We start from the raw sequence: 13,102 nt of genomic DNA on the forward strand, positions 1-13,102 counted from the left end.
CTTGAACGAGAACACCGGCTGGTTGTCCTCGCGTTTCAGATAGACCGGATTGCGCAGCCGCGCCGACAGGTTCGGCGCATGTTCGAGTTCGGTCTCGCGCGCCACGTCGTAGACGCGCGCGGTCAGGATTTTCTTCAGGTAGTCGTGGGAAAGTGCAGCGCGCTCGGCCGCGACGACGGCCCGTTCGAGTTTGTTCGGCAGCAAGGCAAGCTCCTGGTTAACAACGAAGATGCAACAACGAATCGACCGCGATCGATGGCAACGGACCACGATCGGCAGCAAGTTCGCCAGGAGGCAGGCAGAAAAGCGGACATAAAAAAACCCGCCTCTGTGGCGGGTTAGTTTGTCACTGCCTTGTCTGTTCTATCCGACGTGCGCTAACCCACCATTCGATGAATGATGCTAATAATCAGCGCAATACGGATGTCGAGGCAGTGCATGCAGGCGATCTTCGTCGACCCGGCGGGCTTTGTCAATCCCGCAATGCTCGACGCTGCCGGGGCGTGCAGGCTCGAACGCCCCGGCGGGACAGCAGAGCGACGTTCAATCCTGCACGCCGCTCTGCTTTCTGAATGCGGTGAGAATCCGCTGCTCCAGCGCGTTGTAATCGCGGCCAAAGTGATGGTCGCCGGACGTACGGATCACGTCGACACCGGTCTTGTCGAGCGCCGGACACAGCGTGTCGGTCTCGTTCTCGCCATAGAAGCATTGCACGATCGACGGCGGCACATGCGTCAATTCGGGCCGCACGTTCAGTGCCTTGTCGCTTGCGGGCATGCCGAGCCAGCCGCCCACGCGAATCTGGAAATCGGCGTCGGGTGCGAAGCCGAGCAGCGAGATCAGCGACACCTTCGCGCGCTGCTCCGCGGGCAAGCGGTTGTACGCGAACGGCATCACGTCCGCGCCGAACGAATAGCCGACGAGCGCGATGTGTTGCGCGTGCCAGCGCGCGCCGTAGGTTTGCATCACGCGCGCGAGATCGCGGCTCGTTTGCGCGGGCGGCTTCTCGCTCCAGAAGTAACGCAGGCTGTCCCAGCCGATCACCGACACGCCATCCTTCTGCAACGCCTGCGCGATCGTCTTGTCGAGATCGCGCCAGCCGCCGTCGCCGGAGATCACGATCGCCATCAGGCCGTTCGGATGCGCGGCCGGCAATTCGATGAGCGGCAGATCGGACACGTCGTCATCGCCCGTCGATACCGATTGCAGATGCGGCGTCAGCAACGCAACGAGACGCGTGCGATCGGCCGCGCCCGTGTTCGCCTTTTCGACGAAGCCGGGCACCTTGTCGTGAATCACGGTCGGGTCCGGCGCGCACGGGTGAAAGCGCGCGTCGAGCGTGCGCTCGGCATCGACCGAGACGGCGCCCGCAATCGTGTTCGACGGGGCCTGTTCGAGCACGTGCATCGCGAGCGTCGCGCCCTGCCCCGTGCCCGCGACGATCGGCGCGAAGTACTGATTCGAGCGCGCTTGCCGTTCGAGCTGATGGCTCAACGCTTCGGCATCGCCGACGAGCTGATGGCAGGTCTCTTTCTTCGCGCTCAGGTTCGCGACGTATTGCGCGGTATCCACGCCGACGGTCATCGCACCGGCCTGCGCGAGCGCATCGGCGCTTTGCTGATCGGCCGCGCTCCAGCCGCTCGCCTGCGAATACAGCACGACGAAGCCGCGCAACGGCCCATCCGGCTGCGTGACCCGGACCTCGCCATAGCGGCCGCCGGCGACGGTGGTGGTAGTGGTAGTAGTGGTGGCCGCATGCGCGAGCGCGCCGCCGCTGAGAACGCTCGCCGCGATGGCGAGCCGGAAAAACGGATGCAAGGTCATGAACGCCGGCCTCCTGCCAGCAACGACAGGTCCGCCAGCGTGAAAAACACGCCCATCGAACCCGATGCCGCGAGATAACGCGGCTCCCAGTGCGGCTGAAACTTGCTTTTGAAAGCACGCAAGCCGCGGAAGTTATAGAAACGGCCGCCGAAGCGCCACACGATACCGGCAACCCGATGCCAGCGCGACGCCAGCGGCGTCGGCTGAACGCCCGAGAGCGGCGCGATGCCGAGACTCAGCGAGCGGAAACCGGCCTGTTTCAGATGCAGCGCGAGCTGCGTGAACAGATACTCCATCGCGTACGACGACGCGCTTTCGAGGTGGCGCATCACGCCGACGGTCGCTTCGGTATTCAGATCGGTCGTCATGAAGGTCACGAAGGCGACCGGTTCGCCGTTCTGGCGCACCAGCATCACCGATTGCGCGGCCAGGTATTCGTCATGGAAAGCCGCGACCGAGAAGCTCTTCTCGCGCGCGTCGCGGCTGTCGAGCCAGCCGTCGGAAATGCCGCGCAGCGTTTCGAGCGAAGCCGGCACGTTGGCCTGATCGATCACTTCGACCGTGAAGCCGTCGCGCTCGCCGCGCTTGAGCGCATAACGCAGATGCGCGCGGTGCGAGCCCTTCAGATCGAAATCGTCGAGCACGATATGCGCTTCCTCGCCGAGCTTCATCAGCGTGAGACCCGCGTCGAGATAAAGCGGCAGCGCATTGGCACGCACCTGGTAGAACGCGGCGCGGCCGCCGTGCGCATGTGCGAGCGCGACGAACTTGCCGATGAGACCGGCCCACTCCTCGCGCGGCCCCACCGGATCGTGCAGCGCGGCCCACGTGCGGCCGTATTTCGCGTACATCAGGAACGCTTCGCGCGATTCCGAAAACAGGAAGCTCTTGTCGCCCATCAGCGCGAGGCCGGCGTCGCTGCGCTCCTGCGCACGCACGATGCGCGCGGCGTCGTGCAAGTCCTCGGGCGCCGGCTTGACGAAACGCCCCGGCGCCGGACGCAGCAACTGCCAGAACGAAAACGTCGCGGCGAACAGGCTGGCGGCCAGTGTCGCGCGCAGCGCGCGCGGGGCGCGTTCGTCGAAGGCGAACTGCCACCAGAGATCGCGCGTGTACGGCACGTCGCGGAAGGCGAACAGCATGACCCACGTCGCCAGCATCAGCACCATGGCGATCGACACGAGCCAGCCCGCCGTGAAGCGCTCGGCGAACAGCGACGAATGACGGTTGAAGCGCTTGCGCGTCGCGAGCAGCAGCGCGATCAGCATACCGAGCACGCCGGCCTCGACGAACGCGAGACCTTTGGTCAGCGACAACGCGAGACTCGACACCGCGAGCACGAGCGTCATCCACCATGCCGCGTCGAGCCGCCGCAGCAGACCGCGCGCGACGAACAGCAGCAGCACGCCGAGCACGCTGCACAGCATCTGCGAGCTTTCGAGCACCCACAGCGGCACCATATCGCGCAGGATATGGATGCGTTGCCAGAACGCGGGCGTCGCGCTCGAAATCACCAGCATGCCGCCGACCACGAACGTGACGAGGCTCAGAAACAGCGGCGCGAGTTCCGACACGCGCTCGGCCTGCAGCCGCGACAGATGGTTCTTCAGCGCACGGCCTTCGAAACCCGCGAGCAACGCGGCCGACACCAGCAGCGGAACGCCGAAATAGATCGCGCGATAGGCCAGCAGCGCGGCAACCATCTGCTGCATCGGCACACTGCCGCTCAGCGTAAACACCATCGCCGCCTCGAACACGCCGACGCCGCCGGGCGTATGGCCGATCATGCCGAGCAGCATCGCAGCCGCGTAGACGGTGATGAAACCGATAAAGCCGACGTTCGCGTGCGGCAGCAGCGTCCATAGCGCGAGACCGGCGGCCACCACGTCGAGCACGGCCAGCGCGACCTGGGCAAGCAGATCGCGGCGTGCGGGGATATCGAATGAAAGCCAGGACCAGCGCGTGCGGACCGGCCGCGTTTCGCGGCGGCACGCGGCGGCGGCGAGCCCCAGCGCGACCAGCAGCGCCGCGCCGCTCCAGCGCAGCGCCACCGGTGTGAGACGCAGCATCGGTGCGAGCTGGCCCGCCATGCAGACCATGCCGAGCGCGGTCATCAGCACGAGCGCCAGCGCCAGCGACACGCTGGTAAACACCGTCATGCGGCCGATCTGCGCGGGCGTGACGTTCGCCACGCCGTAGACGCGGGCGCGCACCGCCCCGCCCGTCAGCGCGCCGAAGCCGGTGGCATTGCCGAGCGCCGAGCCCGCGGTCGCGCCGACCCACAGCGCCGCGCGCGGCACGCTCGTGCCGAGATAGCGCAGCCCGACCGCGTCGCGTCCGACGAGCGCTACGTAGCTGAGCGCGGTCGCGCCGAGCGCGCCGATCCACCCGCTCGCCGACAGGTCTCGCAATTCGCGGATCACCGAGCGATAGTCGACCGCCTCGGACAGATGCTGCAACACGACCAGCAGCAGCCCGCAAATGACGAGCGCAAGCACGGGCGACAGAAGTCCCCGGCCGCCCGTCGCTTTCGCTGCGCGGCTGAGCCGCGCGCCGAGCCGGGCGAACGGGTGGTGAAGTCGACGAAACATGGTGAGTGCGGGCCTTGCGAGAGCGGTCGCGGCAACGGGGCGTCGCGCGCGGTATCGCCTGTGTCGGCGATTACAAAGAGATAACGACAAAGCGTGCAAAAGGTTGACAGCATGAGCCATTTCGCTGTCGGTCCGGTTGCGCGGCGCGTCTGCGGAAGGAGCTGGTTGAAAGGCTTGGGCTCGCGGCATCGGATCGGCCGCCTTGCGTGCCGTCATCAGGCGCGGGAGCGCGCCGCAAGGCGCGGCACGGCCCATCGCGCCGTGCCGGAGATTTGGCGCGATTCGGTTTCTGAGGGGGAAAACGATCGCGGGTCTGAAGCGAAGGACTTCGGGTATGTCCCGAGGAACCGTATGTGGATGGCGCAGCCGACAACGGCCTGCCCGCGCCGGCAACGCACAGGCCCAGTATGCTCAGACGATTCCACCCACATCCGATCGAACCGTGCTCTGACCGCCCGGCTCCGCCCTGGAAACGGGGCCTGAAAGCACGATGCCCGCTATTGGAGCGGGCATCGACGACTTCACCACGAGGCGCCTTGCGCGCCGGCGGGCTTTACAGCGGGCGGCGATACGCTTCGGCGATCATGGCGCAGTTCTGCACATGCAGATGAAGCGCGTGCAGCGCCAGAGCGCGCAGCTTGCCGAACAGCGTGGTGGTAGCAGGAGTGGAACGGACTGCGGTCGATGCGACGTTCATGATGGGCTCTCTCGAATTAGGGTGATAAGGGTTTATACCTAAGCAATAACCCGATTATGATCTTTTTCATGGCGCAGCGCAACAAAAACTGACGATCGCCGTGACGCTAGGGCCGCGATACACGTCAAAAACTGAAAAAGGGCGATATCGACAGGGCCGGCATCCACCATCCGCACCGCACAGGTGCAATAATGCCCCCTTTACCCGTGGTGCTTTGCCGCAGCCCCGCCGCCATGTCCGCCGCCCAGAAAGCCCTGATTGCACCCCTTATTGTCGCGTGTGCGATGTTCATGGAAAGCGTCGACGCGAACGTCATCGTCACCGCGCTGCCGGCGATGGCGCGCGATTTCGGGCGCGATCCGGTCACGCTGAAAATCGCCGTAACGAGCTACGTATTGGGACTCGGCGTGTTCATCCCCGTGTGCGGCTGGCTCGCCGACAAATTCGGCGCGCGCACGATCTTCCGCACGGCCATCGGTATCTTCGTGATGGGTTCGCTGTTGTGCGCCGCATCGAATTCGCTCGCGACCTTCACGGTCGCGCGCTTCATCCAGGGCGTCGGCGGCGCGATGATGGTGCCGGTCGGGCGCATCATCATTTTTCGCGTCGTCGAGAAAGCCGATTTCATCCGCGCGATGAACTATCTGAGCGTGCCCGCGATGCTCGGCCCCGCGGCCGGCCCGCTGCTCGGCGGCTTCATCACGACCTATCTGCACTGGCGGCTGATTTTTTTCATCAACGTGCCGGTCGGCATTCTCGGCATCTATCTGACCAACCGCTACATCGCGAACACGCGCGAGCCCGACCCCGGGCCGCTCGACTGGATCGGTTTCATCCTGTCCGCGGCGGGCGCGGTGCTGCTGCTGCTCGGGCTTTCGCTGATCGGCGGCGAACTGATCTCGAACACGGACGCGTTCGGCATGTGCGCGATCGGCGCGGTGCTGCTCGCGCTCTACACCGTGTATGCCCTGCGCGTCCCGCTGCCGCTGCTCGATCTGCGCTTTTTCAGGGTGCCGACCTTCCAGGCGAGCGTGCTCGGCGGCTCGCTATTTCGTATCGGTCTCGGCGCGTTGCCGTTCCTGCTGCCGCTGCTGCTGCAGGAAGGCCACGGCATGAGCGCATTCCAGTCGGGCCTGATTACCTGCGCGTCCGCGTTCGGCGGCATGTTCATGCGCACGATCGCGTCGAGCGTGCTGCGCCGCTTCGGTTTCCGCACCGTGCTCGTATTCAACGCGGCGCTCTCGGGCATTTCGATTGCCGCCTGCGGGCTCTTCTTCCCGCACACGCCGACGTGGATTATCTGGGTCGTCGTGCTGCTCGGCGGCTTTTTCCCCGCGTTGCAGTTTACGAGCCTGAACTCGCTGACCTACGCGGAAATCGCGAGCCGCGACGTCGGCCGCGCGACGAGCCTCGGCAGCGTTGTGCAGCAGATGTCGCTCGGTCTCGGCGTGACGGTCGGCGGGATCGTGCTGCAGATTTCGCGCGTGCTGCACGGGCATCCGGGCATCATGTGGTCGGATTTCTGGCCCGCGTTCCTCGTGGTCGGGCTGTGCTCGTTCGCCTCGATTCCGGTCACGATGCGCATGCCGCTGCGCGCGGGCGAAGAGATTTCGCGCGGCGGACGGGGTTAAGCGGGGCCGGGCGGCTCCCGAGTGCGCACAGACGCCCTCGGTATCAGCGTCGACAGGTTATCGGCACGCGCAAACGCGCGTCCGCCTGTGCAAGCAGCGTATCGAGCACCGCCATTTCCACCGGCTTCACGAGATGCGCATGGAAGCCGGCCTCGCGCGTGCGTTTGAGATCGCTCGCATGGCCGAAGCCGGTCATCGCGGCAAACATCGTGCGGTCCAGTTCGGGCATCGCGCGCATTCCCGCGAGCGTCGCATAGCCGTCCATCTTCGGCATCGCGAGGTCGATCAGCGCGAGATGCGGCGCGAAGCGCGCCGCGATCGGCAGCGCCTGTTCGCCCTCGTAGGCGATACGCACCTCGTGGCCCTTGAGTTCGAGCAGCATCGCGAGGCTGTCGGCCGAATCGCGATTGTCGTCGACGAGCAGAACCCGCAGCGGTTCGACCTCGGGAGCCGCCACACCGGCGTCTTCGCCGGTGGCTTCGGCAAGTCCTCCGGCAAGCGGCAAGCTCAGCGTGAACGTGCTGCCAAGGCCCGGCCCCTCGCTGCTCGCGACGATGCTGCCGCCATGCATTTCGACGAGCGACTTGCATAGCGTGAGGCCGATGCCGAGACCGCCCTCGCCGAGTCCTTCGTGGTCCTTTTCCTGCGCGAACAGCTCGAAGATCCTGTCGAGCGAGCGCACCGGAATGCCACAACCGGGGTCGCGCACTTCGAGCACGGCCATACGGAAGTGGACGCGCCCCATCACGTCGATGCCACACCCCTGCGGCGAGAATTTCGACGCATTGTGCAGCAGGTTCTGCAATACCTGCACGAGCCGCGTCATGTCGCCGCGAATGATGACGGGCTCGGCCGGCACGTAAGCGGCGACACGCTGCTCGCGTGCATCGGTAAACGGCCGCGCGGCCTCGATCGCGCGCGTGACGAGCTCGCCGAGATCGACCCGCGCGATGCGCAGCTCGACCTTGTCCGACATGATGCGGCCGATGTCGAGCAGATCGTCGACGAGCCGCGTGAGGTGCGTGACCTGGCGGTCGATCAGGTCGCGCGCGAGGGCGAGCGCCGGGCTCAGGCCGGTTTCTATCTGCATCACGCCGACCGCGTTGCGCACTGGCGCGAGCGGATTGCGCAGCTCGTGCGCAAGCGTGGCGAGAAATTCGCGCATGCGCTCGCCCGAGCGTTCGAGTTCTTCGCGGCGCCGCCGCTCGGTCAGATCGCGCGTGACTTTCGCAAAACCGCGCAGCCGCTTCGATTCGTCGTACACGGCCGTGATGATTACGTTGGCCCAGAACGTCGTGCCGTCCTTGCGCACGCGCCAGCCTTCGTCCTCGACGGTGCCGATCTGCCGGGCGATCGCGAGTTCGCGCGCGGGCTTGCCCGCCGCGGCTTCCTCGGGCAGGTAAAACAGCGAAAAATGACGCCCGACGATTTCGTCGTGCGTATAGCCCTTGATCCGCGCCGCGCCTGCATTCCAGCTCACCACGCAGCCTTGGGGATCGAGCATGAAAATCGCGTAGTCCTTGACGCTGTCGACGAGCAGACGAAAGCGCTCCTCGCTTTGCCGCAATGCTTCCAGATACTCGCGCTGCGCAGTCAGATCGCGCGTGATCTTCGCGAAGCCCGTGACCTCGCCCGCCGGGTTGCGGATGGCGGTAATCACGACGTTCGACCAGAACGTCGTGCCGTCCTTTCGCACGCGCCAGCCTTCGTCCTCGAAACGGCCGGTCAGCGCGGCCTGCTCCAGTTCATACGTGGGCCAGCCACGCGCAACGGCCTCCTCGGCGTAGAAGCACGAGAAATGCTGACCGACGATTTCGCTCTCGGTATAGCCCGTGAACTTCTGCGCGCCGGCGTTCCAGCTGACGATACGGCCGCCCGCGTCGAGCAGGAAAATCGCGTAGTCCTCGATGGCCTGCACGAGCGACGAGTAATCGATGGTGCTAGCGATACTGGTTGCGGCGCCGCCTGGCGACGTCGACGCAACCTCGGCCTGCAACTGGGCGGGCTCGCCGTTTTCGCGAAAAGAAGGAATATCGGACTCGGTCATGGCATGCACGTATAAGGGTTGTTGTCTCAAGCATACGTTGTGCCCGGGCGGTGGCGCGTAGTCGAATGACGGGCGCCGCGCGATGCGTGCATGATCGGCCCCTCGGTTGGCCGGGGTGCACAGGCGCGTTGGCGGCACTGCGCGAATCTTTCGCAGATTTCAGGCTTATAAGGCGCACAGCTTATACACCGGGCCCTGCTTTGCCACTCCGTATTTACTGCAACGTTGCGCCGCGCCGCATGTCGTTGTACGCGTATTGCGGCGTACTATTTATCGGATTGCCTATTGGGTGATGTGCCGGACCAGCCGCCGCCACATTGCAACCGGATGCGCCCGATTGAAAAACATATTTGCGATCGTCTGCAGGATTTTCATCAGGATGCCAAAAGGAAGAGCGCGACCGCGCATGTCGCTACGGCATCGAGTCAGCCAGCCGGCCGGCAAATAACGCAGGACCGCGGTCATGTGCGGCAAACCGTTCAGCGGCCCACCGCTCACCCCGCCGAACCGATCTTTTCCGCGAGCTTCGCGTCGTAACTCGAATGGACGTGTACGCGTTTTTTGTCCGGATACGCATAGCCATATGCCTTGCGCAACGCGAGCGACGCTTCGTGAAAGCCCGACAGAATGAGCTTCTGTTTGTTCGGATAATTCGCGATGTCGCCGACCGCGAAGATGCCGGGCCGCGAACTTTCGTAGTTCGACGTATCGACGTCGATACGTCCGCCGTGAAGCGTCAGCCCCCACTGCGCGATCGGGCCGAGGTCGGCGACAAGTCCATACAGCGCGATCAGATGCTCGGTCTCGATCTGCGTCTCGCCGTCGATATGCCGCAGCGTCAGCGATTTCAATGCGCCGTCCTCGACGCCGAGTCCCGCGATCGCGCCGACGACGAAGTCCATCTCGCCCGCGTCGACCGCGCGCCGCATCTGCGCGACGCTCGAATCGGCCGCGCTGAAACCGGCGCGCCGATGCACGAGCGTGACGCGCCGCGCGACCCCGCGCAAGGCGAGTGCCCAGTCGAGCGCGGAATCGCCGCCGCCCGCGACGACCACGCGCTTGCCGGCGAAATCGGCGAGCCGCGGCACGCTGTAGTGCACGTGGCGCTTTTCGAGCGGCGCGGCTTCGGGAAGCACGAGTTTTTGCGGCACGAATGCGCCGTTGCCGGCGGCGAGCAGGATCGCCGCGACATCGAAGACGAGGCCGCGATGCGTGCGCACGGTCCAGCGTCCGTCGTCGCGCTGCTCGACCGTTTCGACGCGCTGGTCGAGATGGATCGGCACGTCGAACGGCTTCACCTGCGCCTGTAGACGCTCGACCAGTTCGCGCGCGGTACACGACGCAATCGCGGGAATGTCGTAGATCGGCTTGTCGGGATAGAGCTCGATGCACTGGCCGCCGACCCGGCCGAGCCCATCGACGATCTGGCAGGTGAGACCGATCACACCGGCCTCGAACGCGGCGAACAGGCCCACGGGACCGGCGCCGACGATCAGGACATCGGTGCGGATCGGTTGCGATAGGTCGGCGGTGGCGCTCATGGGCGGGTTCTCCGGGTCCGGGAAGCATCGATAAAAACGACGGCAGGCGCGCGCGCAATCAAAACGCGCAACGGCAATCAGACTGCCGATAACCCACCATACCGAATCGCCCGAACAGCGGCAACGATGCCATCGTCGGCGGTAAGGATGCTCAACGCGCTCGATGCGCGTTCAGCACCCCGCAAACGCCGTGCCCCACCCATGCCTTCCGGTCACTCGCCGATCCACGAACCGCGCAGATCGCTGTCGTGCAGCAATTGCAGCAGCGTGCCCGCCGGGCGGCTCAGGCGCTTCGCCGCGAGCGCGATGAATTCCACCGACGGCAGCGTCGGCAGCGCGGCCGCGTTCAGCGGCGCCGCGAGCCCGCGCGCGACGAGGTACTGCGGACACACCGTAATGCCGAGCCCGCCGCGCGCGGCCGCGATGCTGCCCGAGTGACTGCTGCTTGTGCAGACCACTTGCCAGCTCGCGCCCGCCTCCGCCAGCGCGTCGAGCACGACCGCGCGCGTCACGCTCGGCTCGGCGGCGAGGATCAGCGGCAGCGGCTGCCCCGGATCGACGAGCGTGCCCGTGCGCGCGAGCCATTCGAGCCGCCCGGAGAACAGCGGCACGCCGCGCCTGTCGCCGAGCCGGCGCTTGCCGACCAGCAGATCGATCGCGCCCGCGTCGAGCAGTTCGTACAGCCGGCCGGTCATGCCGATCGTGATTTCGAGCTCGACGTCGGGATGCGCGTTGCGAAATGCCGCCAGCACGGTCGGCAGCGGACCGAGCGCGATGTCGTCCGACGAGCCGAGCCGCACGCGTCCCTTGAGGCGCGGCGCGCGAAACTGCGATTCCGCGCGCGACAGCGCCTGCAGGATCACGCTCGCATGCGCGAGCATGGCTTCGCCGTCGAGCGTCAGCGCGAGCGAATGCGTGTCGCGCACGAACAGGCGCCGGCCCACGCTCTGTTCGAGCCGCCGGACATGTTCGCTGACGCTCGACTGCGTGAGATTGAGCCGCCGCCCCGCCTCGGTGAAGCTATGGCAGGCCGCGACGGTCGAGAAGGTTTTGAGCCAGATCGGATTGAGCATGCGGCATTGTCGCGCTGCTTATCGGCAAAGTCGATAACAGTCAGCAAACCTAGTGGGGTTCCCGATTGACGGAGATGTCAATAAGATGACGGAATTCCCGCTTACCCGGCTCGGGCGGCACACTGTGACCGAGATCGCACAGGTACGCCGCGACCTTCCCGCCGCGGCGTATTGGTTCCTTCGCGTTCCTTCGGTCGCCACCATGGCCAACGCACCGGCCACTGCCGCCGCATCGCGCCGTCGAAAAATGACCAAGGATTCTTCCCACTCCGCGCTACTCTGGATCGTCGCCGCCGGCTTCTTCATGCAGTCGCTCGACACGACGATCGTCAACACCGCCCTGCCCTCGATCGCGAACAGCCTGCACGTCGCGCCGCTCGCGATGCAGCCCATCGTGGTCGCCTACACGCTGACGATGGCGATGCTCACGCCCGCCTCCGGCTGGCTCGCCGACCGCTTCGGTTCGCGCCGCGTCTACTTCGCGGCGATTCTCGTGTTCGTGCTCGGCTCGCTGTGCTGCGCGAGCGCGCATACGCTCGGCCAGCTCGTGCTCGCGCGCGTGCTGCAAGGCCTCGGCGGCTCGATGCTGCTGCCGATCGGACGGCTCGCGGTGCTGCGCAGCGTATCGGGCGAGCAGTACGTCTCGGCGCTCGCGTTCGTGTCGATCGCGGGCCAGTTGGGGCCGATCGCCGGGCCGACGCTCGGCGGCTGGTTCGTGCAGGCGATCACGTGGCACTGGATCTTCCTCATCAACGTGCCGATCGGCATCGTCGGTCTGTATGCGGTGCAGCGCTATCTGCCCTCGCACGACGCAACCAAAGCGCCGCCGTTCGACTTCATCGGCTGCATTCTGCTGTCGCTGTGCATGATCGCGTTTTCGCTCGCGATCGACGCGCCGGTGCCCTCGCATCGCGCGGCATGGTCGGCGGGCCTGTTCGCGCTGGCGGTCGCGAGCGCGCTCGCCTACATTCCGTACGCGAAGCATCGGCGCGATCCGCTCTTCAGGCTCTCGCTATTCGGCGAGCCGAATTTCAGCGTCGGGCTGATCGGCAATCTCGTCTGCCGGGTCGGTTCGAGCGCCGTGCCGTTTCTCGTGCCGCTGCTGTTGCAATTGCAACTCGGTTATTCGCCGCTGCATTCGGGCCTCATGATGTTGCCCGCGGCCCTGGCCGGCACGCTCTCCAAGCGCTGGATCGCGCCGCTCGTGCGCCGCTACGGCTACGAGACGTTCCTGCTCGTCAACACGATCATCGTCGGCTCGTCGATCGTCGCGTTCTCGCTGATTTCGCGCGGCACGCCGCTGATCGTCGAGATCGTGATCCTCGCGGTATTCGGCGCGGCCAATTCGATGCAGTTCGCGGCGATGAACAGCGTCACGCTCAAGGACCTCTCGCACGAAGACGCCGGCGCCGGCAACAGCCTGTTCTCGATGGTGCAGATGCTCGCGATCGGCCTCGGCGTATCGATCGGCGGCGGGCTCGTGAACCTGTTCTCCGCGCAATGGGGTTCGGCGGCGCTCGGCTTTCGCCTCGCGTTCGTCTGCGTGGGCGTGATTACGCTCGTGTCCGCGTGGGTCTTCCGTCACCTCGATCATCCGTCCGGCACGCCCGCGATTCGCGGCCAGGCGGCGCCAAGCACGGGGCGTTGAGCGAAGCCCATGGGCGCACGTGCGCTGACACGCGGCGGTTGAACGACTGG

General features: G+C 65.9%; 8 protein-coding genes and 1 pseudogene. 2 read left to right on the plus strand and 7 right to left on the minus strand.

The window, feature by feature from the left end:
• The 4 genes and pseudogenes from F3J19_RS21850 to F3J19_RS21865 form a co-directional block, all read right to left on the minus strand.
• Window positions 1-204: pseudogene (locus F3J19_RS21850) on the minus strand (threonine ammonia-lyase, biosynthetic); the annotation flags it as partial.
• 339 nt (window positions 205-543) lie between these two features.
• Window positions 544-1,824 carry a virulence factor family protein gene (locus tag F3J19_RS21855; RefSeq protein ID WP_167045887.1) on the minus strand — a complete coding sequence of 427 codons (1,281 nt, stop codon included), beginning with the start codon at window positions 1,822-1,824 and terminating at the stop codon, window positions 544-546.
• Window positions 1,821-4,415: a bifunctional lysylphosphatidylglycerol flippase/synthetase MprF gene (gene mprF / locus F3J19_RS21860; RefSeq protein WP_167045890.1), complete on the minus strand. Its 2,595-nt coding sequence runs from the start codon at window positions 4,413-4,415 to the stop codon at window positions 1,821-1,823. The genes F3J19_RS21855 and mprF overlap by 4 nt, the downstream gene beginning before the upstream one ends.
• 553 nt (window positions 4,416-4,968) lie before the next feature.
• Window positions 4,969-5,112, minus strand: a complete 144-nt coding sequence (locus F3J19_RS21865) for a hypothetical protein (RefSeq protein ID WP_167045893.1) — start codon at window positions 5,110-5,112, stop codon at window positions 4,969-4,971.
• Between the two features lie 233 nt (window positions 5,113-5,345).
• Here F3J19_RS21865 and F3J19_RS21870 point away from each other — a divergent pair, with 233 nt between their 5' ends.
• Window positions 5,346-6,743 (plus strand): MFS transporter, encoded by a 1,398-nt coding sequence (locus F3J19_RS21870; RefSeq protein WP_167045897.1) that lies wholly within the window; start codon window positions 5,346-5,348, stop codon window positions 6,741-6,743.
• A gap of 43 nt (window positions 6,744-6,786) precedes the next feature.
• On the opposite strand, the gene F3J19_RS21875 is transcribed toward F3J19_RS21870, so the two are convergent.
• From F3J19_RS21875 to F3J19_RS21885, 3 genes are all read right to left on the minus strand, one after another.
• Complete coding sequence (locus F3J19_RS21875; RefSeq protein WP_167045900.1) at window positions 6,787-8,790, minus strand: PAS domain-containing sensor histidine kinase; 2,004 nt, start codon at window positions 8,788-8,790, stop codon at window positions 6,787-6,789.
• Window positions 8,791-9,284: 494 nt separating this feature from the next.
• Window positions 9,285-10,331: an NAD(P)/FAD-dependent oxidoreductase gene (locus tag F3J19_RS21880; RefSeq protein WP_167045902.1), complete on the minus strand. Its 1,047-nt coding sequence runs from the start codon at window positions 10,329-10,331 to the stop codon at window positions 9,285-9,287.
• 212 nt (window positions 10,332-10,543) lie between these two features.
• Entirely contained in the window at window positions 10,544-11,404 is an 861-nt protein-coding gene (locus F3J19_RS21885) for a LysR family transcriptional regulator (RefSeq protein WP_167045905.1), read from the minus strand.
• A gap of 202 nt (window positions 11,405-11,606) precedes the next feature.
• On the opposite strand from F3J19_RS21885, the gene F3J19_RS21890 reads away from it, so the two are divergent.
• Window positions 11,607-13,052: a DHA2 family efflux MFS transporter permease subunit gene (locus tag F3J19_RS21890; RefSeq protein WP_167045908.1), complete on the plus strand. Its 1,446-nt coding sequence runs from the start codon at window positions 11,607-11,609 to the stop codon at window positions 13,050-13,052.
• Window positions 13,053-13,102: the final 50 nt, after the last annotated feature.

The sequence above is a fragment of the Burkholderia sp. Ax-1724 genome (genome assembly GCF_011752995.1).
GTDB lineage: Bacteria > Pseudomonadota > Gammaproteobacteria > Burkholderiales > Burkholderiaceae > Paraburkholderia.